This window comes from Streptomyces sp. KL109B, assembly GCF_030766935.1.
Taxonomy (GTDB): Bacteria; Actinomycetota; Actinomycetes; order Streptomycetales; family Streptomycetaceae; genus Streptomyces.
Genome location: NZ_JASERL010000021.1, coordinates 1 through 21903, shown reverse-complemented (window position 1 = coordinate 21903; position 21903 = coordinate 1). Strand labels below are relative to the sequence as shown.

The 21903-nt window shown below is 68.6% G+C and carries 19 protein-coding genes; 13 read left to right on the top strand and 6 right to left on the bottom strand.

What is annotated here, in order from left to right; all coding sequences use genetic code 11:
• Positions 1–209 precede the first annotated feature (209 nt).
• The 3 genes from RBJ65_RS41810 to RBJ65_RS41800 form a co-directional block, all read right to left on the bottom strand.
• The gene (locus RBJ65_RS41810) at positions 210–914 is read right to left on the bottom strand and encodes a Clp protease N-terminal domain-containing protein (RefSeq protein ID WP_306324241.1); all 705 of its coding nucleotides are present in this window, start codon (positions 912–914) and stop codon (positions 210–212) included.
• A 113-nt stretch (positions 915–1027) separates the two neighbouring features.
• Entirely contained in the window at positions 1028–2233 is a 1206-nt protein-coding gene (locus RBJ65_RS41805; protein WP_306324242.1) for a cytochrome P450, read from the bottom strand.
• Complete coding sequence (locus tag RBJ65_RS41800; RefSeq protein WP_306324243.1) at positions 2230–2907, bottom strand: TcmI family type II polyketide cyclase; 678 nt, start codon at positions 2905–2907, stop codon at positions 2230–2232. The genes RBJ65_RS41805 and RBJ65_RS41800 overlap by 4 nt, the downstream gene beginning before the upstream one ends.
• A 205-nt stretch (positions 2908–3112) precedes the next feature.
• Between RBJ65_RS41800 and RBJ65_RS41795 the strand changes: the two genes are divergently transcribed.
• A complete protein-coding gene (locus tag RBJ65_RS41795; RefSeq protein WP_306324244.1) occupies positions 3113–4054 on the top strand; it encodes an aromatase/cyclase in 942 nt (313 codons plus the stop codon).
• Between the two features lie 82 nt (positions 4055–4136).
• Positions 4137–5141, top strand: a complete 1005-nt coding sequence (locus tag RBJ65_RS41790; RefSeq protein WP_306324245.1) for a methyltransferase — start codon at positions 4137–4139, stop codon at positions 5139–5141.
• Here RBJ65_RS41790 and RBJ65_RS41785 read toward each other — a convergent pair.
• Positions 5108–5929 carry a TetR/AcrR family transcriptional regulator gene (locus tag RBJ65_RS41785; protein WP_306324246.1) on the bottom strand — a complete coding sequence of 274 codons (822 nt, stop codon included), beginning with the start codon at positions 5927–5929 and terminating at the stop codon, positions 5108–5110. The two genes, RBJ65_RS41790 and RBJ65_RS41785, sit on opposite strands and share 34 nt — an antisense overlap.
• Before the next feature lie 87 nt (positions 5930–6016).
• On the opposite strand from RBJ65_RS41785, the gene RBJ65_RS41780 reads away from it, so the two are divergent.
• The 6 genes from RBJ65_RS41780 (at position 6017) to RBJ65_RS41755 (ending at position 13378) form a co-directional block, all read left to right on the top strand.
• Complete coding sequence (locus RBJ65_RS41780) at positions 6017–6988, top strand: ATP-binding cassette domain-containing protein (protein WP_306324247.1); 972 nt, start codon at positions 6017–6019, stop codon at positions 6986–6988.
• Positions 6985–7770: an ABC transporter permease gene (locus tag RBJ65_RS41775; RefSeq protein WP_306324248.1), complete on the top strand. Its 786-nt coding sequence runs from the start codon at positions 6985–6987 to the stop codon at positions 7768–7770. Before RBJ65_RS41780 ends, RBJ65_RS41775 begins: the two co-directional genes overlap by 4 nt.
• Before the next feature lie 121 nt (positions 7771–7891).
• Positions 7892–9346 carry an FAD-dependent oxidoreductase gene (locus RBJ65_RS41770; RefSeq protein WP_306324249.1) on the top strand — a complete coding sequence of 485 codons (1455 nt, stop codon included), beginning with the start codon at positions 7892–7894 and terminating at the stop codon, positions 9344–9346.
• 270 nt (positions 9347–9616) lie between these two features.
• Positions 9617–10873: a cytochrome P450 gene (locus RBJ65_RS41765; protein ID WP_306324250.1), complete on the top strand. Its 1257-nt coding sequence runs from the start codon at positions 9617–9619 to the stop codon at positions 10871–10873.
• Entirely contained in the window at positions 10870–12135 is a 1266-nt protein-coding gene (locus tag RBJ65_RS41760; protein ID WP_306324251.1) for a beta-ketoacyl synthase, read from the top strand. The genes RBJ65_RS41765 and RBJ65_RS41760 overlap by 4 nt, the downstream gene beginning before the upstream one ends.
• Positions 12128–13378, top strand: a complete 1251-nt coding sequence (locus RBJ65_RS41755; RefSeq protein WP_306324252.1) for a ketosynthase chain-length factor — start codon at positions 12128–12130, stop codon at positions 13376–13378. Before RBJ65_RS41760 ends, RBJ65_RS41755 begins: the two co-directional genes overlap by 8 nt.
• Before the next feature lie 61 nt (positions 13379–13439).
• Here RBJ65_RS41755 and RBJ65_RS41750 read toward each other — a convergent pair whose 3' ends face one another.
• The gene (locus RBJ65_RS41750; RefSeq protein WP_306324253.1) at positions 13440–14444 is read right to left on the bottom strand and encodes a ketoacyl-ACP synthase III family protein; all 1005 of its coding nucleotides are present in this window, start codon (positions 14442–14444) and stop codon (positions 13440–13442) included.
• Between the two features lie 221 nt (positions 14445–14665).
• Here RBJ65_RS41750 and RBJ65_RS41745 point away from each other — a divergent pair, with 221 nt between their 5' ends.
• The 4 genes from RBJ65_RS41745 to RBJ65_RS41730 all read left to right on the top strand — a co-directional run bounded on the left by RBJ65_RS41745 (position 14666) and on the right by RBJ65_RS41730 (position 17862).
• Entirely contained in the window at positions 14666–14926 is a 261-nt protein-coding gene (locus RBJ65_RS41745; protein WP_306324254.1) for an acyl carrier protein, read from the top strand.
• A 42-nt stretch (positions 14927–14968) separates the two neighbouring features.
• The gene (locus RBJ65_RS41740; protein ID WP_306324255.1) at positions 14969–15778 is read left to right on the top strand and encodes a class I SAM-dependent methyltransferase; all 810 of its coding nucleotides are present in this window, start codon (positions 14969–14971) and stop codon (positions 15776–15778) included.
• A gap of 615 nt (positions 15779–16393) precedes the next feature.
• A complete protein-coding gene (locus RBJ65_RS41735; protein WP_306324256.1) occupies positions 16394–17050 on the top strand; it encodes a response regulator transcription factor in 657 nt (218 codons plus the stop codon).
• A 53-nt stretch (positions 17051–17103) separates the two neighbouring features.
• Positions 17104–17862, top strand: coding sequence for an SDR family oxidoreductase (locus RBJ65_RS41730; RefSeq protein WP_306324257.1), 759 nt, complete (start codon positions 17104–17106; stop codon positions 17860–17862).
• Between the two features lie 77 nt (positions 17863–17939).
• On the opposite strand, the gene RBJ65_RS41725 is transcribed toward RBJ65_RS41730, so the two are convergent.
• A complete protein-coding gene (locus RBJ65_RS41725; RefSeq protein WP_306324258.1) occupies positions 17940–18752 on the bottom strand; it encodes an AfsR/SARP family transcriptional regulator in 813 nt (270 codons plus the stop codon).
• Positions 18753–18973: 221 nt separating this feature from the next.
• On the opposite strand from RBJ65_RS41725, the gene RBJ65_RS41720 reads away from it, so the two are divergent.
• Positions 18974–21903: type I polyketide synthase (locus tag RBJ65_RS41720; protein WP_306332211.1), on the top strand; the 2930-nt coding region annotated here is incomplete at its 3' end.

The window sequence follows — 21903 nt, the reverse complement described above, 5'->3', positions numbered from 1 at the left end:
AAGTCATCACACCACTCCGCGTGCACTGGTCGGGAAAGGGAGACGGGCTGAGACCGGTGGGGCGGAGCGGGGTTCGAGGGCATCCGGGCGGGGTGTCACCTTCGACAGGCTCCACCTCGCCCGGAGTTCCCTTTTCGCAACTGTTCCGTTCCCGCGCCGATCCCGTTCCGGAGTCCGCTGCTGTCAGCGGACGGACACGAGCGGGTTGGCTACGAGGCGACGGACGATTCGTCCGCGGCTTCAGCCACGAAACGCTCGACCGCCGCCGTGTCGAGGCTCAGGGAGGCCAGGACTCCGTCACCACCTCCCTCTTCCAGCAGCCCCAGCAGTACGTGGCCGGTGCTGACGCTGTCCTGGTCGAGGCGGAAGGCAACCCGCGGCGCCAGTTCCAGCGCTTTCTTCGCGCGGGCGTCGTACGGGATCAGCACCGGATCGGCGTCGCTGCGCGGCGGCAGGGCGGCCACAGCCGCGTCTCGCGCCTGGTCGAGGTCGATGCCCTGTGCCCGCAGGGCGCCGGCCGCGCTGCCCTCGGTGCTGAGCAGGCCGAGGAGGACATGCGCCGGGACGATCTCGGCGTTGCCGGCCGCCTTGGCCTCGTTCATGCCGACGACGATCGCGCTGCGAGCGGGCCGGGAGAACCCCTCGAAGGCATTCGACCGCTTGGCCTCGGACTTGCCGACGAACCGCTTCCGCGCCGCCTGCCGGGTGACACCCATGCAGCTGCCGATGTCGGTCCAGGAAGCACCGGAGTGACGGGCCTGGTCGACGAAGTGGCCGATGAGATGGTCGGCGACCTCGCCAATGTGGTCGGCCAGCAGGATGGCGCCGCTGAGCTGGTCGAGGGCGTTGGTGTGGTTCTCGGTGATGGCCGTGATGAGCTCGTCGAGCTTGACCGGCGAATTGATCTGCGTCATAGCGTCAACCGTAGGTTGTCAGTCGGGTAGTGTCAACCCGAGGTTGTCAGTTCTCCCGGTCGGTCCTCGGCCCGCGTGGCCACCGCACTGCGCGGCGGCCACGCCCGTCGCCGCTACCAGGTGACCGGCATCTCGGCCGGGCCGAACGCCTGGATCGAGTGGTACTTGTACGTCAGTTCCGCCTCGGGCACTGCGAGCGCGAGCGTCGGGACCCGCTCGAAGAGCCTCGCGTAGACGATCTCCAGCAGGCTCGGCACCAGACGGTCCGCCGGGCACTTGTGCGGTCCGTGACCGAACGCCAGATGCCGGGCGGGCTCTGCCCGCATGAGGTCGAGCTGATGGGGATACGGGCACACCGACGGGTCTCGATTGACGGGCAGCGTCGGTACCGCCACGCCGTCACCGGCCTTGATCAGCGTGTCCCCGATGAGCATGTCCTCGGTGGCCAGCCGCATGGGGGTTCCGTCGTTGACCGAGAAGTACCGCAGCATCTCGTCCACCGCGGCCGTCATCCGGTCCGGATGGGCGAGCAGTGTCGGCCGCTGCTCGGGGTGGTTCAGCAGGGTGAGCACGCCCAGCGAGATCATCGTGGACACCGAGTTGTGAATGCCCTGAGCGTTCGACAGCATCAGCGGCGCGAGTTCGTACCAGTCGACCTCGCCGTGCTTCTCGCGTTCCTGGACGATCAGGCGACTCATCATGTCGTCGCCGAGATTCTTGGCCTTCTCCTTCAGGACGTCTTCCGCGTGACCGTTCAGGCGGTCGGCCGCCTCCCTCTCCTCGGCCTCTGTACTGGTGCCCAGCAGCAGCTTCCAGACGTTGTCCCGCATCGTCCGCAGCTCGGCCGCGGGGATGCCGAGGAACATCTCCTGCAGCTTCCATGCGATGGGGAACGCCAGCTCCGTCACCAGGTCGACCGGCTTCGTCGGCTGCCGCAGCATGTCGTCGATCTTCTCCTCGACGGCGACCCGCAGCCGCGGAAGCAGCCGGGCGAGTCCTTCCGGGGAGAACTCGTCCATGATGGACTTCTTCTTCTTCAGGTGTTCCGGACCGTCCAGGTTGATCATGAACGGTGCGCAATACCGCAGCTTCATCAGCGAATTGGCTGTCAGCTTCGGAAATCGGTCGTCCGTCTTGTCCGAGCTGAACCGCGAGTCGGAGAGCACGATACGGGCGTATTCCGGCCTCACTACCATCCAGACGAGTTTCCCCGTGGGCAGTTCGACCTGTCCGATGCCTCGTTCCCGCAGTGTCTCGTACTCGGCCGGCAGCACGCCGGGGAGCTGTCGGCGAATGGGGTGGGTAGGGAGTTTCGTCATGCTGACACCTCTGCAGCCCAGTGGTAGAAACGGGTGGCCAGTGAATTGCCCTGCGGGTCGTACGGCGGAATGATCTCCGTGAGGTCGTCGACGAGTTGGAGGAAGCGGGGGTCTCCTTCCGTCCACACCTCGCTGATCGCCTCCATGCTGTTGGCTACGGCGAAGTCCTGGATGTGCAGGTAGATGCCGCGCCACAGATAGATCTGGCGGCGCAGTGTGCCCATCTTCTGCGGGATGTCGGTCGCGTCCGACTCCGCGAACAGCCGTGACGCCTCGGGGATGTGTTCCTGCCGCTGGGTGTTGACGATCACCGCGCTGTACGTCTGCTCCAGGTTCTCCAGTCGCTCGGCCGGCCACAGGTAGAAGCGCTCGGCCGTCGGCCGGTCGACCGGGCCGTCCCAGTCCTCCGTCGCGGCGTGACCGCCGAAATAGGTCGACAGGCGTTCGGTCAGCCGCACGCACCGGGGGTCGGTGCTGATGATCCGGTACGCCTCGTCGGAGTCGGCGACGTCCCAGTCCTGCATGTGCACATAGAGGTCGCTGTAGCTGAATACCTGGCGGCGGCGCAGCTGGGGCAGTTCGGACGCGACCTCGCCGTCGAACTCCTGGAGGATCTTGGTGACATCGGCGACGTCACCGCTGTCGAACGTGCCGACAGTGACGATGCTCGGCATTAGTCGTCTCCTTACGAATCGGCGGGGTGCGTTTCGCGGCGGCCAGCTTGCGCCCGCTCCTTCGACGCCGGATCGACGCCCGGTCAACGGCCCGGGCCGACCGCGGACGCCCAACTCGAAGGGTCCTCGAAGCGAGGTCGATCGGGGACGGTCATCGTCGGTCGCGACAGATCCGGATGTGACGACGCTTGTGAGGTGTCTTGTTGTGTCGAGCGCACAGCGGCGAATTGACCAAGCCATCACCATCGAGAGCGACGTGGAGACGGCGTTCGACCTGATCGCGGACATCGTCCGGTGGCCGCAGTTCCACCGGACCGCGGTGCACGCGGAGAAGATCCAGGCCAACGAGGAGGGAGAGTTGGTCAGGCACTGGGATCTGGCCGGGGACGCCGCGGTCCGCACCTGGCAAACCGTGCGCCGCACGGACCGGCCGGGGCGCCGCATCGCCTTCACACACGTGGAACCCGAACAGCCCGCTACCGGCCTCCGCGGCGAGTGGGTCTTCACCGAACTGACGCCGAACCGGACCCGGGCCGAGTTGAGTCATCAGGTCGTCGCACCCCCCGGCGCCGACCTCGGCCCGTTGTTGGACAGGATCTCGCAGGAGAGCGAGGACTGCCTCGCCACGCTCCGCGACACAGCCGAGCGCCGGGCCGACCTGAACGAACTCGTCGTCTCCTTCACCGACCCCCTGTTCATCGCCGGCTCCACCGAGGACGCCTACGACTACCTGTACCGCGCGGACCTGTGGCCCGAGCGCATCCCGCACGTGGTGGGGCTCGCCATGACCGAGGACGTGCCGAACGTCCAGTTCTTCGACATGGACACCAAGGGTCCGGACGGCAGCACGCACACCGTCCGTTCGGTGCGGATCTGCCTCCCGAACCACGTGATCGTGTACAAGCAGATCTCGCTGCCCACGATGCTGGACGCGCACACCGGCCACTGGCTGTTCACCGAGACGCCGGAAGGCGTCGTCGCGGAGGCCCGGCACACCAGCACGATCAAGCGCTCCGCGCTGTCCCAGCTGGGCGGAGCGACAACGGTCGCCGAGGCGCGCCGCTACCTGCGACGGCTGCTGAGCGGCAACAGCATGAGCAACCTCCGCCTCGCCAAGGCGTACGCGGAGGAGCGCGCCGGCTTCTGAGCCGACCGCCGCAAGCGAGCTGACGCATCATCACCTTCCCGCCCGGTCCCACGAACAGAGAACCGTAGAGTCAGGAGAAATCATGGCCAAGGAGACGACCCCCCGAGGCGGGGGGGTGTGGGCAGCAGCCGATCTGCTGACCCCGATGGCCGTCCGGGTGGCGGCGACGCTGCGGCTGGCAGACCACATCGCCGCGGGCGCCCTGACGACCGAGGCGCTGGCCGAGGCCGTCGGTGCCGACCGGGATGCGCTGGGGCGGTTGCTGGACCACCTGGTGGGCGCGGGCGTGCTGTCGGGCACCGAGCCCGGCGTCTATGACCTCACGGCCATGGGCCGCCACCTGTGCGAGGGCGCGCCCGAGGACATGCGGGCCATCCTCGACATCGAAGGCGCCCTGGGACACGCCGAGTTGAGCCTCGTCCACCTGTTGCACACGGTACGTACGGGTGAGGCCTCGTTCCCACAGCAGTACGGGATGACGTTCTGGGACGACCTGTCGTCCGACGACGGACGTGCCGAGTCCTTCGACACCTTGATGGGCGCCAGGCTGACGGCGCACTCGCCGGCCGTGGCCGAGGCGTATCCGTGGGGAACGCTCCGTCATGTGGTCGATGTCGGCGGTGGCGACGGCACCATGCTGATCGCCATCCTGCGGTCCCACCCCGATCTGCGGGGGACGGTCGTTGATCTGCCCGGCCCGGCTCGCCGCGCCGAGAAGACCATCGCCGCGGCCGATCTCAGCCACCGGGCCGACGTCGCGGCCGGCAGTTTCTTCGATGCCCTTCCTGCCGGAGCGGACGGATATCTGCTGTCGAGCATCTTGCACAACTGGGACGACGCCTCGGCCGCCCGCATCCTGCGCCGCTGCGCCGACGCGGCTCAGCCGACGGGACGTGTGCTCGTCGTGGACTACTTCGGCGACCGGACCGTGCAGACGGAGGGCGACCTGCGCATGCTCGGCTACTTCGGCGGCCGACAGCACACCGTGGACCAACTTGCCGAACTGGCGCGAACCGTCGGCCTGCGAACCACCTCGATCACGCCGGCCGGCCGTTACTCCGTCGTCGAACTGCGCGCGGCCGGCTGACCGCTCGCGCGCCGCGCCGACGGCGGCCCCTCGACGGCGTCACCGACCGACCGGCGCGCTCCGTCCTTCCCGACGGCCGCCGGGAAGTGGGCTTCGATACCGTCCAGGATGATCGCCAGGCCGTTCGCGAACCGCTCATCCGCCTCCCCGATCTCGGAGGTCTGGACCATCTGGCTCAGGTACGGGAACTCACCGGTCTCCAGCAAGGACTTGAGGTACGGCTCCATCCGCAGTCGCCAGGCATGGCGATCGAGGCCGGACTGATTCGCACTGGCCCGCTCGGTCAACTCGGCCTGTACCGCGCCACCGACCCACGAATGGATCAGGTTGAGCACGTGGATCGTGTCGTCCATACCCAGACCGCAGCCGGCGAGAACGGCGAGATCGCGTTCCATGCCGCGCATGAAGTTGGGACCCATGATCGGGCGGGTGGCGAGGAGCGGGGCGAGCCAGCGGTGCCTCAGGAAGATCTTCCGACGACGGTGCGCCAAGGCCGTCAGATCCGCACGGAGATCACCCGTCGGCTCCTGCGGCTCGAAGCCGGTCGCCTCGTCGATCATGACCGTGTACAGGTCTTCCTTGGTCGGCAGGTAGCGATAGAGGGTCATCGCACCGGTACCGAGCCGCTTGGCGATGGCGCGCGCCGACGCGGCTTCGATGCCTTCGGAATCCGCGATATCGATCGCCACCGCGGCGATCTGCGCACGACTGTGGGACGGCGCGGGACCTCGCGCCGGCTTCTCCGGTCGCATCCAGATGATTGGTTTCGAGTCCGACACGACAGCCATCCTACGCGTCCACCACAGAGTTGCGTACGGCGCACTCAGTTGGCTACGCTGAAATCGCGTACACTGTACTCGGTGAGAGGTTGGGGCATGGAAGACGCGATCATGTACACCGAGGATGTGAGGAAGCAGTACAGGGACGTCGTCGCGTTGGACGGCCTGGACCTGGTGGTGCCGTCGCACACTGTCTACGGCCTGCTCGGCCCGAAGGGTGCGGGAAAGAGCACCACCGTACGGATCTTGGCCACCCTGACCCGGCCCAGCAGCGGGCGGGCCGTCGTCGCCGGTTTCGACGTGGCCCGGAATCCGACGGATGTGCGGAAGATGATCGGCCTGGCTGGTCAGGACGCCTCGTTCGACGACGGACTGACCGGCCGGGAGAATCTGCAGATCCTCGGCCGACTCTCGCGGCTCGGCTCGCGCGGCGCTCGTCGGCGCGTCGACGAGCTGCTGGAACGGTCCGGTCTCGCTCACACCAGTGACCGGCTGGTCGGCACGTACTCCGATGGCATACGCCGCCGGATCCACCTGATCGCCAGTCTGTTACGGGCCCCCGCCGTGCTCTTCCTCGACGAGCCGACCATCGGGCTCGACGCCCCCAGTCGCGCCGAGATCTGGGAGAGCGTGCGCAGACTCGTGACCGAAGGCACCACGGTCCTGCTCACCACCCCGTGTCTGAAGGAGGTGGAGCGGCTCGCCACGGCGGTCGGCGTGATCAACGGCGGCCAGTTGATCGCCGAAGGCAGCCCAGCCCAACTCACAGCCCGGATCGGCCGTCACATCGACGTCGTGGTCGAGTCGGCGAACCAGGTGCCGAGTGCCATGGCGAGGCTGGAGCGGCTCACCGGCCGGCGCCCGGAAGCCGACGGATCGCGGATCGTCGTGGCCGCCGTGGATCAGGCGCCCGCCCTGCCGTTGATCGCAAGTGAACTGGACGCGGCCGGGGCGGTGATCAGGAACATCGGGATCCGCGAGCCCGGCCTGGACGACGTCTTCCTGACGATGACCGGGCAGACCTCCGAACCGGCGCAACCGGTCGAGGCGCCCGAGGCGGTGTCGTGAACCTCCTGTCCGACGGCTGGACGCTGACCCAGAGAAAGCTGTTCCGGCTGCGGCACGAGCCCGGCATCCTGCTCACCATGCTGCTGATGCCGAGCGTGTTCGTGGTGCTGTTCGGCTTCGTGTTCGGTGGCGCGATCGGAGTGCCGGGCACCTCGGACTACCGCGAGTTCATGATGCCCGGCCTGTTTGTGATGACGACCGGGACCGCTCTGTCCACCGTCATGGTGGAGGTGGCGACGGATCAGGCGCGCGGGGTGATGGAGCGGCTGCGCTCGCTCCCGACCCACCGGATGTCCGTGCCGCTCGGGCAGAGCGGCGCCGAGGGGATCCTCGGGGCCTACGGCCTCGCGGTCCTCATGGTGTGCGGCCTCGTCGTCGGCTGGCGGCCACACGATGGGATTCCGCGGGCGCTGGCAGGCATCGGTCTGCTCCTGCTGTTCCGCTGCACGCTGGCATGGGTCGGCACCTATCTGGGCCTTGTGGTGCGTTCGGCACCGACCGCGGCCCGGCTGGCACCGCTCACGCTGGCGCTCACCATGGTGTCCAACGCCTTCGTACCCACCGCCCGGATGCCGCTCGGCCTCCGGACGCTGTGCGAGTGGAACCCGCTCAGCGCCGCCGCGGCTGCCGCGCGCGAACTCTTCGGCAACCCCAGTGCTCCCGGTCCGGACGCCGCATGGCCGCTGACCCACCCGGTGACCGCGAGCCTGCTGTGGGCCGGCCTGCTGTTGCTGATCTTCGTGCCGCTCTCGGTGCGCGGCTTCGCCCGCGCCGGACTCTAGATCCGCACGCGCGTCTCCCGCCCGAGCACGCGGCGGAGGTTGGGCGGAGACGACTCCAACACCCGCCACGGGTGCGACGTACCCGTGGGAAAACACCGTTCTCATTCTCGGAGGGACAAGCATGCGCGTAGTGATCGTCGGAGGCGGCACGGTCGGGTTGTGCACCGCCGTCTTCCTCGCCCGACAGGGTGTCTCGGTCCATGTGCTGGAGCGCAGGGCACAGGTCAACGACCATCCGCGGGCCTTCGGCATCACGGACCGGTCGGCGGAGATCCTCCGGGAGGCCGGCATCGACATCGAGACGGACAATCTTGTCCGGGGCCTCATGACGGGCTCGAGCCTCGCCGATCTGACCACCGTCACCTCCAAGTTCGAGCCACCGGAGATCGGCCCCGCGAAGCTGGGAAGCTGTCCGCAGGACCGGGTCGACCGGGCCGCGCTGGAACGGCTGCGAGAGCTCGGTGGCCAGGTGGACTTCGACAGCGAGGTGGTCGCGGTGACGGACGGCGGCGTCACCACCGCGGACGGCAGGACCGTCACGGCGGACTACGTGATCGCCGCGGACGGAGTCCGCGGCCAGATACGTGACCTGCTCGGCATCGGCGTGACAGGCCCGGGAGCACTGAGCAGTTCGCATATGCTCAACGTGCTGTTCCGCGCGGAATTGCCCACCCCGCCGACGTCCATGACGTTCCTGCGCAACGAGCGGGCGTCCGGGATCCTGCTGAAGGTGGACGAGACCGGCCGCTGGGTCTTCCACATCCCGAACGGCGATCCGCAGACCCCCATCGCTCGGATCCAGCAGCAGATCAGGGACGCCACCGGCGTCAGCGACATCGAGCCGGAGATCATCAGCCTGCTGCCCTGGTCGTCGACGGCGCGGGTCGCCGACCGCTTCCGGCGGGGCAACGTCTTCCTCGTGGGTGACGCGGCCCACGTGGTGCCGCCGGTCGGGGGGCTCGGACTCAACGTGGGTATCGCCGACGGCCACAACCTGGCATGGAAACTGGGCATCGGCGGTGACGCGCTGCTCGACACCTACGAGGCCGAACGCCGACCGGTCGCGCTGTTCACCATGCGCCAGACCGTGCTCCGCGCCGAGAACCGTGACCTGCACTGGGACAACGACGCGAGCCGGGCCGCCGACCGGGCGGCCGTGGGCATGGCGGGCATCATGATCCCCGTGATCGGCTACCGGTACGACTCCGGCGCGGTCATCGACCCGGAGCCGCTCTCCGACATGGAGAACCTCGTCCTCGACGGTGCCCCGGGCAGCCGCCTGCCGCACCGTTGGCTTCCGGACGGACGGTCCACGGTCGACCTCGTCGACGGTTTCACGCTCATCACCGGGACGGCGGCCGACCACTGGCTGGACGCGGCACGGGACCTGGGCATCACGGCGCACGCGGTCGAAGGGTGGGCTGAGGCCGCTGGCATCAAGGAGGACGGCGCCGTGCTCGTGCGTCCGGACGGGTTCGTCGGCTGGCGTACGGCCACCACGCGGCACGCCGTGGAGGCCAGCACGCCGCAGCTGCGGGACGCCCTCGATCAGATCCTGGGCAGGCGGACGGCCTGACGCGGATCCGTGCCCCTGGCATGCGGTCGACACCGGCACGGCCGGTGTCGGCCGCATGCTGTTTCGGCACCGGGGGGCGCCCCGGACCGCCTCCGTACGCCCCACCTCCCTGGGTCGAACCACACACGAACTCGCCTCGAACCGCTGCCGCGAGCATCGGCGCCATGTGGTCCCTCGACCGCCGACCTCAAGCGAACGCGCGCTCGGCGCGCCCTGTTCGCCGACGCGAGGCCAGTCAGGAACCGAACACAGAGGCAGAGGAGGCGGAGGATGGATTTCGGCGCTGATCCCTATCCCGAGTACGCGTGGTTACGTACGGAGGAACCGGTCCGGCAGGTGCTGGAGGGCCGCGGCCTCTACGGACTGCTGGTGACCCGGTACGAGGACGTGCGGAAGCTGCTGTCCGATCCCCGGATGAGCAAGGACCCGCGCAACGCACCACTCGACTGGCAGGAGGCGGGCAAGGGGAGGCCGCTGGAGGACCGGACCGGACTCGGGACGCATCTGCTGACCACGGACGCGCCCGAACACTCGCGGCTGCGCCGGCTGGTCTCGACCGCCTTCACCGCCCGCCGCGTCGAGAGCCTGCGCGCACAGGTGCAGCACATCACGGACGGGCTCCTCGACACGATCGCGCCCAGCGGGCAGGCCGAGCTGATCGGCGACTTCGCGTTCCCGCTGGCGATCACGGTGATCTGTGAACTGCTGGGGGTGCCCAAGGCGGACCAGGACGTGTTCCGCCAGTGGACGAAGGACTTCCGGCGGTGGACGAACACCGACTCCGCCGAGGCCGACCGCGGTGACGCGCGGCCGGTCGGGCTGCGCGATCTCCTCGAATATCTGACCCGGCTGGTCGAGAAGCGCCGTCAGGATCCGGCCGACGGACTGGTCGACGCGCTGATCGCGGCCCGGGACGACGACGACCGGCTGAACGAGGCCGAGTTGCTGTCCATGATGTCCCTGCTCCTGGTCGGCGGCTTCGAGACGACGGTCAATCTGATCGGCAACGGCACACTGGCCCTGCTGCGCCACCCCGACCAACTCGCCCTGCTGCGCGAGCGACCGGAACTGGTGGATTCGGCGCTGGAGGAGATGCTGCGGTACGACGGCTCGTTCGAGACGGCGACGTGGCGATTCCCGCTCGAACCCATCGAGGTGGCGGGCACGCGCATCGAGAAGGGCCACCCGGTGCTCCTGTCCCTGGCATCGGCCAACCGGGACGGGGCGAAGTTCCCGGCACCGGACGACTTCGACGTCACCCGCGCGGACCCCGCGCACGTGGCCTTCGGGCGGGGCGCGCACTTCTGCCTCGGCGCGCCGCTGGCCCGGCTGGAGGGCCGGATCGCGTTCCACGGACTCCTGCGCCGACTGCCCGGCCTCGCGTTGTCCGTACCGCCTGAGCAGTTGCGATGGCAGCGGAGCCTCACGGTCCGCGGGCTGGAAGCCCTGCCGGTCACCTTCGACGCCAGAAAAGAGACCCACATGCCGAATACAGCAGTCAGCGCGCGAGCGGGGAGGGCACGATGACCCGCCGCATCGCCATCACGGGTATCGGAGTGCGCGCCCCGGGCGGAGGAAACGCCAAGGAGTTCTGGGAGCTGATCTCCTCCGGCACCTCGGCCATACGCACCATCTCGCTGTTCGACGCGTCCGGGTTCCGCTCCCGGATCGCGGGCGAATGCGATTTCGACCCGGTCGCGGAGGGCTTCTCCGCACAGGAGATCCGGCGCATGGACCGGAGCGCGCAGCTCGCCGTCGCCGCGGCCAAGGAAGCCGTCGTGGACGCCGGACTCGACCTGACCGAGACCGACCCGCATCGCTACGGAGTAAGCGTCGGCAGTGCCATCGGCGGCACGATGAGCCTGGACCGGGAGTACCAGGTGCTCTCCGACGGCGGCCGCCAGTGGCTCCTCGACCACGAGTACGCGGTACCGCACATGTACAACTATCTCGTCCCGACGTCGATCGCCGCGGACGTGGCCTGGACGGCCGGGGCGGAAGGCCCCGTGTCCCTGGTGTCCACGGGGTGCACCGCGGGCATCGAGTCGGTGTCCCACGCGGCGCGGCTGATCCGCGAGGGCTCCGCCGACGTGATGCTGGCCGGCGGCTCGGACGCGTCCCTCTCACCGATCTGCGTCGCCTGCTTCGACGCGATCAAGGCGACGACGCCGCGCAACGACGAACCGGCCACCGCGTCCCGCCCGTTCGACCGCACCCGCAACGGCTTCGTGCTCGCCGAAGGCAGCGCGATGCTGGTGCTGGAAGAGCTGAACCACGCCAGGGAACGCGGTGCGCGCGTCTACGCGGAGATCGGCGGATGGGACGTACGTGCCAACGCGTACCACATGACCGGACTCAGAACCGAAGGCCCGGAACTGGCCAAGGCCATCGAGGTGTCACTTCGGATGGCCGAGCGGGTGCCCGAGCAGGTCGACTACGTGAACGCGCACGGCTCCGGTACCAAGCAGAACGACGCGCACGAGACCGACGCCTTCAAGCGCACTCTCGGCGATCACGCCTACCGGACGCCGGTCAGTTCGATCAAGTCCATGATCGGGCACTCGCTGGGCGCGATCGGCTCGATCGAGATCGCGGCATGCGCGCTGGCCATGGCTGCCGGGCTCATTCCACCGACCGCGAACCTGCACGAACCGGACCCTGAACTGGGGCTCGACTACGTGCCGCTGACGGCGCGGCCGGCGGATCTGCGGACGGTGCTCAAGGTCGGCAGCGGGTTCGGTGGTTTCCAGAGCGCCATGGTGCTGACCAAGGGGGGATCCGATGAGTAGGGCAGTCCCGGAGAACGACAACGGCACGACGCCGGATCGCCCCCGCGCGGTGATCACCGGCCTGGGCGTGGTCGCGCCGAACGGCTTCGACACCGACGAGTACTGGGACGCCGTCCTCCACGGGCGGGGCGGCATCGACCGGGTCACCCGCTTCGATCCGGAGCAGTACCCGGCCACTCTGGCGGGCGAGGTGGCCGACTACGACGTGCGCGCGCACATCCCCGGCCGTCTGGTGCCGCAGACCGACCAGACCACCCGGCTGGTGCTGATCGCGACGGACGCCGCTGTCCGGGACGCCGCGCTCGATCCGGCGGCGCTCCCGGAGGACCAGGTCGGCATCGTCACCGGTCTCTCCGCGGGCGGGCTCGAGTACAGCCAGCGCGAGCTGGAGAAGCTCTGGAGCCTCGGCAGCGACCATGTGAGCGCCTATCTCTCGTTCTCGTGGTTCTACGCGGTGAACACCGGACAGATCTCCATCCGGCACGGGTGGCACGGCCCCGGCGGCGTCCTGACCGGGAACACCAGCGGCCTGGACGCCATGGCGCAGGCCCGCCGGTACGTGGCCGACGGCCTGCCTGTGGTGATGTGCGGCGCCATGGAGAGCGCGATGTGCCCGCTCGGGTGGACGATCGAGCTGAGCACCGGCCGGATGAGCACGGTCGCCGACCGAACCCAGGCCTACCTGCCGTTCGACACCGCGGCGTCCGGCTACGTGCCCGGAGAGGGCGGCGCCATGGTCGTCGTCGAGGAGGCCGGACACGCGCGCGGCCGAGGCGCCCAGCCGTACAGCGAGATCGCCGGGTACGCCACCACCTTCGACCCGCGGCCCGGTTCGGCACGGGAGCCCGGGCTGCGCCGGGCCATCGAGTCCGCGCTGTCGGACGCCGACGTAACGCCCGACGAGGTCGACGTCGTATTCGCGGACGCGGCCGGTGTCGGCGAACTCGACCGCGCGGAAGCCGCCGCCGTGACAGCTGTCTTCGGTCCACGTGGTGTTCCGGTGACCGCGCCGAAGACGATGACCGGCCGGCTGTACTCCGGTGGCCCGGCGCTCGACGTGGCCACGGCGTCCTTGAGCATGCGGCACGGCCTCATCCCGCCGACGATCAATGTGACCGCCCCCGTCCGGTCCGACCAGCTCGACCTGGTGCTCCACCGGCCGAGGGAGGCTGCGGTGTCCACCACTTTGGTGCTGGCCCGCAGCGACGGCATCAATTCCGCGGTGGTGCTGACGGCGGCATGACGAAGCCGGTGGCAGCCGTCCATGAAAGCTGCCACCGGCTTCGCCCGCGGCTTCCTCCGGCTCACGGCCTGGCGGTGATCTCCAGGATGCCGGCCGTCCAGGTGAAGCCGGCGCCGACGCCTGCCAGCAGGCACGTCTGCCCCGGCTCCAGTGCGCCCTCGGAGACGAGATGGGCGAGACCAGCGAACTGGTCGCCCGCGCCGAGGTGCCCCACCCGTCGGCCCCATGACCAGGTCGAGCGCTGCGGATCGATGCCGAACGGGTCGAAGTACTGCGCCCGCATCCGGGTCCGTCCCAGGTTCGGCAACACGTACCAGTCGATGTCGCCGAGTTTGACGTCCGCCTGGACACAAGCCCGGTCGAACGCCTCCCGTTGACCCGCTTCGATGCGGTGGAGCAGGGTCTCCACTCCGAGTTCGCGCACCAGGGAGTCGGTGTTCAGGTCGATCGGCGCTCGCACGGCCAACGGCGCGTCGGTGAACCGCTCGCCCCGGCTGCCGTGCTCCAGCCCGGGGTCCGACACGGTGACGAGTCCTCGGAGCCGGGCGAAGCCGGTGCGGGTGGACACCACCACGGCGGTGCCGCCGTCGCCGCAGAGAGTGCTCGGGTCGCTCCGCCACCGGTCGAAGCCGGGCAAACTGAACCGGTCGGCCGTGGTGACCAGGGCGGTCGACCCGCCATATGCGCGCAGGTGACCGGCCGCGAGTTCCAGGGCGATCATTCCGCCGTTGGACATCTGGCGGACCTCGACGGCCGGGTAGGAGCCACCACCGCAGAAGCGCTGGACGTACGACGCGGCCGGCCACATGTCATGACCTTGGTGGTACGCGCAGGCGTGCAGCAGCAGCTGCAGGTCCTCCGGCCCTGCCTCGGCGCGCTCCAGAGCGTTCCGTGCCGCCAGCACCGCCATCTCCGGAGCCGACTTGTCCGGTGAGACGCACACCGACTCAATGCCGGTGTTCCAGACCCGCGCCCGATCTGCGAGGCCGGCCTGCTCGGCCTCGTCGAGTGTCAGCCGCTCGGGCAGCCACGAACTCGCGGCGGCGATGTGAAGTCCGTCGCTCATCTTCTTCCTCTCACGGATCGGATCTCTTCGGGTTTCCTCTGTCCGGTCATGGTCGTCATGTCCGGCGGAGGCTCGTTCGAGGCCCAGGCGAGACCTTGCCGGTGCGCGCGTCCCGATGGTCCCGAGGCAGAAAACCGGGGGCTCCGTCGACCGGAGCTCGACTGGGTGTCGAAGTCTCAGGGAGATGTTGGTTTCGACGTCACGAGACGAAGGGATCGACAATGGCGACTTTCACTCAGGCTGACCTGGTCGGGTACATACGCCAGGCGGCCGGCGAGGACGAGGGATTCGACCTGGACGGCGATATCGCCGACCTCACGTTCGCCGATATGGGCTATGACTCGGTCGCGATGGTGGAGGTGACGATCCTGGTCGAGCGTGAACTCGGTATCGGCCTGCCGGAGGACGACAGGGCGAGCAAGAACTCGACCCCGAAGCAGTTCGTGGATTTGGTCAACGAGCTGCTGCCTGCGTCGATCTAGCTGCGAGTCCGGTGGTGTGGACGGCTCACCAAGGAGAAGACCATGTACAGCACAGAGCACGAGCAACGCTTCGACAACGGCGTGCCGGAAGCACCCGAGCAGCTCGGCCTGCTCTCCGAGATCCTCAACAGGGAGACCTTCCGCACCCTGGGTGAGGAGGTACGGGTCGGGCATGGGTGGCGTTGCTGGGAGGTGGGCGCCGGGGACGGCTCCGTCGCCCGCTGGCTGGCCGCCAGGGTGGGGACGTCCGGACATGTGGTGGCCAGCGACCTCAAGCCCCAGCACGTACCCAGCCATCCGCGGATCGAGGTGATGCGCCACGACCTCGTCGAGGACCCGTGGCCGGAGCCCGCGTTCGATCTCATTCACGCCCGGCTGGTGCTGATGCACGTGGCCGACAAGGAAGCGGTCGCAGCGAGGCTGGCCGCGCATCTCCGGCCGGGCGGTGCGCTGGTGCTCACCGACTGGTACTGCGGTTGTGCCGACGAGGGCCTCATCAAGTCGCCGGTCGACGCATACACGGCGCGCATCTTCCAGCAATACCACGACGGCGTGCACAAACTCGCTGGAGAAACCGGTATGGATTTCGAATGGGCAGCGCGTACGCCGGACGTTCTGTCCACCTCTGGCTATAGGGACATCACGGTGCGCGACTTCCGAGCGCCAGGAGAGGGCGGGACGCCGACCGCGCGACTCGCCAAGCTGCACAGCAGCATGCTGGAGCCTTTCCTGCTGAGTCAGACACCGCTGACCGAAGCCGACCTGTCCGTAATCCGGGAGAAACTACTGGACCCGGAATTCGAAATGGTGACCAACCACACGTACACGACCGTCGTGCGAATGCCAAAGTAAAGTCGCGCGAGTACCGAAGTAAAGGCGATACACAGGAAACACGCGGCACCGAAGGGCCAACTCCCAGAGGTTTCGAGGGGAGCAGCCGCCGCGGCGCGTCCTGTACCCGTCCGCTGCACGTACCGGCTTCAACGGTCACTACACGCCAAAACCGGACAGGTCGCCCTGCACTCCCGGGCTCGCACCCCCCCTTCCGGGTACTGCATGGCGATTCGCGCCTGTTGAACAGCCGTGACCCGAAGTAGTAGGGCAACGCCCGGGATACGTTCCCGGGCGTTGTCACCCCGAACCCTTTCACCAAGAAAGGTTAAAACGGTTCGATTGAATCTTGTTGGCTAGCGGAGCCCCGGGTTACGGTACGTCGCGCCTCGGCCAACACGGGTGTGTCGGCCAACACGGGGGGTGGGGCGCTTATGGCGAATGTTGCGGCAAAAGCCTTACCGGTAAGACGACATGGCGGATTCACAGTCCGCAAATTCAGGCGAGAGCTTGAACGGAAAACAGCAGATATTCCTGGCATCGACTCCGCGACGGAGCCTGCAAGATTTCCCTTCCGCCGCTCGGCGAGAATTCCGGAATCTTCGTGGGGGTCGCTGCCCGGTCCGGGGGCGCGGCATGCAGCCTGACGGCGCCGGTCGGATACGAATCGTTCTGATCGACGACCACGCACTGCTGCGCGAGGTGGTGTTCGAGACGCTCAATGTGGAACCGGACATGGTCGTCATCGGGGTTGCCGCCAGCGGTCCCGCCGGCATCGCGCACTGTGAGATCGAACAGCCCGACGTCGTCCTGCTCGACGGGAACATTCCTCACGAGTCGGTGACCGAAACAGTGCACTCTGTCCGCTCCGCCTCGCCAAAGGCGAGAATTCTGATCGTCAGCATGCCCGACGATCCGGCGCTGGTGCGCCAATTGCTCGACTGCGGCGTCAGAGGCTATCTGAACAAGTCCGCGAGCCGGAACGACCTGGTTTCCAGCATCCGCGCGGTGTGCGCGGACAACATCCGCATCGTGCTCCACGTATCGGTCGAGGCTTTGGCGCACATCGCCACAACAGCGAACTGCGAGGACAGGCTTACCCGGCGCGAGATGGAAATCCTGATCCTGGTGAGCAAGGCCATGAGTAACCGGCAGATCTCGCGGCGACTGACCATCGCCGAGGGAACCGTGAAACGCCACCTTGGCACCATCTTCACAAAGTTGGGCGCTCGCTCCCGACTCGAAGCGGTCAACAAGGCGGTTTCCAGGGGGCTCATCGCCCGCGCCGGGTGAAACGCCGTCGTCTGACAAGGCAAAGGAACCGCAGGCGCAGAACAAGGGAAGGTATGCAGACCGTGGCAAGCTTAAAGGGCAAGACCGCGCTGGTGACGGGCGGTCGTACCGGTATCGGATTCGGCATCGCAACCGCCTTGGTGGAGCGGGGCGCGAACGTCGTGATTACTTCACGCAACGAGGACGAGCTGCGCAAGGCAGCCGCCGCACTCGGCGAGGAACGGGCCATCGGCGTCGCCGGCGACGCCCGCGAGCCCGAGCACCAACGGATCGCGGTGGAGACCGCCGTCGACCGGTTCGGATCCCTCGACCTGCTGGTCAACAATGTCGGCGGTACAGAGCGCACCGCCCGCCTGTTGGTCGATGTGGATCTGGCGTCGTACCGGCGCACCGTCGAGATCAACCTCATGTCAGCCCTGGCCTGGGTCCAGGCGGCCTGGCACGGCTGGCTCGGCGAGCACGGCGGCGCCATCGTCAACATCTCCTCCATCGCCGGCGAACTCGCCGTTCCCGACGGCACGGCCTACGGCACGGCGAAGGCGGCACTGAACCACTTCACGCGGCAGATGGCGAACGAGCTCGCCCCCGCGGTCCGGGTGAACGGTGTCGCGTCCGGCACGGTGCTCACCGACTTCACCCGGGCGAACGTCGAGGGCAGGGAGGACAAGGTCATCGGTTCCATCCCACTGAGGCGCCTCGGCGTTCCTGCCGACGTGGGCGCCGCCGTGGCCTTCCTGCTGTCGGACGAGGCGTCCTGGATCACCGGGCACACTCTGGTGGTCGACGGTGGCCGGCTCCTGCACAACAGGTAGGGCGACACCGGGGCTATCGAGGATCGCCGCGTGGCGATCCTCGATACATCCCATGACCTTCCGCGGGGCAGCGACGGCTATTGGGTGAGCTGCTCCGCGAGGGACCTGTCCGAGACCCCCCAGTCCGACCAGGAGTCTCGTCCGGCCAGCACCTCCTGATGGAGTTCCCGCAGCACACCCGAGGGTTCGAGGCCGAGTTCGACCGACAGCGTCCGGCGCAGATCCTGGTAGGCGATGAGCGCTTCGTTCCGCCTGCCGCTGGAGGCCAACGCCTTGATCAGCTGCGCGTGGTACCACTCGTTGAGCGGGTCGGCCAGCAGCATCGCCTTCAGCTCCCCGACCAGTTCCCGGTGCCTTCCCAGCATTGCGTCCGCCTGGATGCGCAGTTCGACGGTGTGCGCCCGCTGCTCCGTGAGATGGACGACGTGTGCCTGGATCGACGGGCCGGCGATCACATCGGCGAGCGCCGGCCCCGACCAGAGATCGAGTGCCTGTCTCAGTAGCCGCGCGGCCGCGGCCGGATCGCCGGTCGCGAGCGCGGCCCGCCCCTGCTTGGACAGCCGGAGAAACGCTCCCAGATCGAGCTGGTCCGGGTCCACGCGGAGCATGTAGCCGGTGCCGCAGGTGGCGAGCACCTGCTCGACCGTACCCTCCGGCACCCACGGTTCGAACTGACGCCGCAGCTGGTAGATGTACGTCTGCGCGGTGGGGACAGCACTCTTCGGCGGTTTGTCGCCCCAAAGTTCATCGATGATCGCGTCGAGCATGACGATGTTGTTCGAGCACAGGAGCAGTTGCGCCAGCACGCGCCGCGCCATCGGCGCGGTCGGAGTGCAGTCGCCCAGGTCGTTGGTGACGGTTAGGCGGCCGAGTACCAGGAATCGCAACACGGACGAATGCCTCCACACAGTGATCGTCGGGTCGGGCCTCGACCCAGACTCTGCCGATCCCTTTACCGGGCGGGCAATGCTGCGAGGCGAAGGTCCCACCCCGGTGACCGAGTCGGTTCGTGTCCTCTACAACCTTCGTCGCATTGCCGGGACGAGAGGTTTGCGAGCGGCGGCACCGGCCGAGCCCACCCTTCCCGAGAGCAGAGTGAGATTCCGCTGTCATGACAGAGAACTTCGTGAAAACGAGTGGTCAGGACGTCGTCGCGGTGGTCGGTCTGTCGTGCCGCCTTCCGGGCGCGAGCTCCCCCGAGGCGTACTGGGAGCTACTCACGTCCGGCCGGGAGGCCGTCGGTGGGGTTCCCGCGGACCGCGCCGTCCACATCGGCACACGAGTGGCAAGAGCCGGTCTGCTCGACGGCGTCGCGGACTTCGACGCGGGCTTCTTCGGGGTCTCGCCCCGCGAGGCCGCGGCGATGGACCCACGGCAGCGGCTGATGCTGGAACTCGCATGGGAAGCGCTCGAACACACGGGAGTCGACCCGTCGGCGGTGCGGGGCCACCGGGCCGGAGTGTTTCTCGGAGCGATGGGGGACGACTACGCCGGTCTGGTGCGCGACCAGGGCCCCGGAGCGATCGACAGCTTCACTCTGTCCTCGCTCCAGCGTGGTGTTCTCGCGAATCGGATCTCCTTCTTCCTGGGGCTGTCCGGGCCAAGCGTAGTCGTGGACTCGGCGCAGTCCTCCGCCCTGGTCGCCGTGCACCAGGCGTACGAAAGCGTGCGGCGCGGGGAGTCGGCGTGGGCGCTCGCGGGCGGGGTCAACCTAGTCCTCTCGCCGGAGTCGACAGCGACCGCGAGCGAGTTCGGCGCGTTGTCGCCGGACGGCCGCTGCTACACATTCGACGCGCGCGCCAACGGCTACGTGCGCGGCGAAGGCGCCGGCCTGGTCGTGCTCATGCCCCTGGAGGACGCCCACGCGTACGGACACGACGTCGTGTGTGTGATCCGCGGCGGAGCGGTGAACAACGACGGCGGTGGCAAGCAGCTCACCACGCCGAACCCGGCGGGGCAGGAGGACGTCCTGCGGGCGGCCCTCCGCGACGCCCGGACACGGCCCGCCGAGGTCGGTTACGTGGAGCTGCACGGCACCGGAACCCCGGTGGGGGACCGCGTGGAGTCGGCGGCGCTGGCCGCGGTCTTCACCGGCCGGGATCGACCGCTGCTGGTGGGTTCGGCGAAGACCAACGTGGGACACGCGGAGGGAGCTGCGGGGGTCGTCGGCCTCATCAAGGCAGCCTTGGCCGTCCAGCACGGCCGGGTCCCGGCAAGTCTGAACTTCACCGCCCCGCCGGACGACATCCCGCTCGCCGAGCTGGGCATCGAAGTCGCCACCGAGCTGCACGCGTGGCCCGGCGACGAGCCGAGAGTGGCCGGCGTGTCCTCGTTCGGGATGGGGGGTACGAACTGCCATCTTGTGCTCGCGCAGGTCCCGGAACCCTTTCGGACCGAGGAGAGCCAACACGCGAGCGCGGGCGTCGTTCCCTGGCTCGTATCCGGCGGCACCGCGCGGGCCCTGCGGGTTCAGGCCGAACGGCTGGCCGGGCACCTCGCCGCACAGGACAGCCCGGACGCGCTCGACCTCGGGTTCTCGCTGGCGACCACCCGCGCTGCGCTGCCGCACCGCGCCGTCGTCATCGGCGAGGATCCGGCCGAGTTGAGCGAGGGACTGGCCGCGCTGGCGGCAAACCGGCCGGCGCCGAACGTCGTGTCCGATGCGGTCGCCGAGGGCGGTACGGCCTTCATGTTCACCGGGCAGGGCGCGCAACGTACCGGCATGGGACGGGATCTGTACGCGCGTTTCCCCGTGTTCACCAGGTCCTTCGACGCCGTGTGCGCGGAACTGGATCTCTCGCTGGATGGAGAGCTGCGGGAGATCGTGTGGTCCGACGCGGACCTGCTCGGCCGGACCCGGTACACACAGGCGGCACTGTTCGCGCTGGAAACGGCACTGTTCAGGCTGATGGAGTCGTTCGGGGCGCGTCCGACGCACCTGATCGGTCATTCGATCGGCGAGGTCACGGCAGCGCATGTCGCAGGGGTGCTGTCGTTGTCCGACGCCTGCACGCTCGTCGAGGCGCGCGGACGGCTGATGCAGGCGGCCCCGTCCGGTGGCGCGATGGTGGCCGTCAACGCCGACGAGGGCGAGGTGCGGGCGCTGCTGCCCGTGTCAGGGGTGGGCATAGCCGCCGTCAACGGGCCTCGTTCGGTGGTGATTTCTGGAGACGCGGACCCGGTGCTCGCGATCGCGGAGTCCTTCCGCGCCGCAGGGGTGAAGACCAAGCGTCTGGACGTCAGCCACGCGTTCCACTCCCACCACCTCGACGGGGTCCTCAACGAGTTCGCCGACGCCATCCGCGGGCTGACGTTTCACGCTCCCCGGATCCCCGTCATCTCGAACCTCACCGGACGTCCCGCCACTACGGACGAGCTGACCGATCCCAGCTACTGGGCACGTCAGATCCGGGGCACAGTCCGCTTCGCCGACGGCATCCGCGCCCTGCACGACGCGGGTGTCTCCCGCTACCTCGAGCTCGGCCCCGATCCCGTACTCACCGGCATGGCCCGGGAGACCCTCGCCGGGCAGGCACCGGTGGCAGCCACGCTGCGCGCCGGACAGGCGGAGGTCCGCACCCTGCTCAGAGCGCTCGGAACCCTGCATGCCACGGGGGCGCCGGTGGACTGGGCGCCGCTGTTGGACGGCGGCCGCAGGGTCGCGCTGCCCACGTACGCCTTCCAGCGCCGTCGGCACTGGATCGGCGAGGCGCGCGAGGCCGCGACCGTCGCGGAGCCGGCGCGGCTCCACGACAGCGAGAGCCTGCTCGATCTGGTGCGCACTCATCTCGCGGCCGTCCTGGGGTACGAAGCAGCCGACATGACGCCGCTGACGTCGTTCAAGGACCTCGGCCTGACGTCGCTCACCGCGGTCGAACTGTGCGCCGGGCTGTCCTCGGAGTTGGGTCTGGCTCTGCCGGGATCACTGGTGTTCGACCACCCCACCCCCGATCGGTTCGCGGCGTTCCTGCACACGGAGCTCACCGGGCACGGCGACGTGGAGGACGCGCCGGCCGTCCCGGCACCGCATGACGGCGACGC

What these genes read in the sequence shown, in the direction of transcription:
- RBJ65_RS41810 (WP_306324241.1), bottom strand. Translation starts at nt 914, where the DNA reads ATGACGCAGATCAATTCGCCGGTCAAGCTCGACGAGCTCATCACGGCC.
- RBJ65_RS41805 (WP_306324242.1), bottom strand. Translation starts at nt 2,233, where the DNA reads ATGACGAAACTCCCTACCCACCCCATTCGCCGACAGCTCCCCGGCGTG.
- RBJ65_RS41800 (WP_306324243.1), bottom strand. Translation starts at nt 2,907, where the DNA reads ATGCCGAGCATCGTCACTGTCGGCACGTTCGACAGCGGTGACGTCGCC.
- RBJ65_RS41790 (WP_306324245.1), top strand. Translation starts at nt 4,137, where the DNA reads ATGGCCAAGGAGACGACCCCCCGAGGCGGGGGGGTGTGGGCAGCAGCC.
- RBJ65_RS41785 (WP_306324246.1), bottom strand. Translation starts at nt 5,929, where the DNA reads ATGGCTGTCGTGTCGGACTCGAAACCAATCATCTGGATGCGACCGGAG.
- RBJ65_RS41780 (WP_306324247.1), top strand. Translation starts at nt 6,017, where the DNA reads ATGGAAGACGCGATCATGTACACCGAGGATGTGAGGAAGCAGTACAGG.
- RBJ65_RS41770 (WP_306324249.1), top strand. Translation starts at nt 7,892, where the DNA reads ATGCGCGTAGTGATCGTCGGAGGCGGCACGGTCGGGTTGTGCACCGCC.
- RBJ65_RS41765 (WP_306324250.1), top strand. Translation starts at nt 9,617, where the DNA reads ATGGATTTCGGCGCTGATCCCTATCCCGAGTACGCGTGGTTACGTACG.
- RBJ65_RS41760 (WP_306324251.1), top strand. Translation starts at nt 10,870, where the DNA reads ATGACCCGCCGCATCGCCATCACGGGTATCGGAGTGCGCGCCCCGGGC.
- RBJ65_RS41755 (WP_306324252.1), top strand. Translation starts at nt 12,128, where the DNA reads ATGAGTAGGGCAGTCCCGGAGAACGACAACGGCACGACGCCGGATCGC.
- RBJ65_RS41750 (WP_306324253.1), bottom strand. Translation starts at nt 14,444, where the DNA reads ATGAGCGACGGACTTCACATCGCCGCCGCGAGTTCGTGGCTGCCCGAG.
- RBJ65_RS41745 (WP_306324254.1), top strand. Translation starts at nt 14,666, where the DNA reads ATGGCGACTTTCACTCAGGCTGACCTGGTCGGGTACATACGCCAGGCG.
- RBJ65_RS41740 (WP_306324255.1), top strand. Translation starts at nt 14,969, where the DNA reads ATGTACAGCACAGAGCACGAGCAACGCTTCGACAACGGCGTGCCGGAA.
- RBJ65_RS41735 (WP_306324256.1), top strand. Translation starts at nt 16,394, where the DNA reads ATGCAGCCTGACGGCGCCGGTCGGATACGAATCGTTCTGATCGACGAC.
- RBJ65_RS41730 (WP_306324257.1), top strand. Translation starts at nt 17,104, where the DNA reads ATGCAGACCGTGGCAAGCTTAAAGGGCAAGACCGCGCTGGTGACGGGC.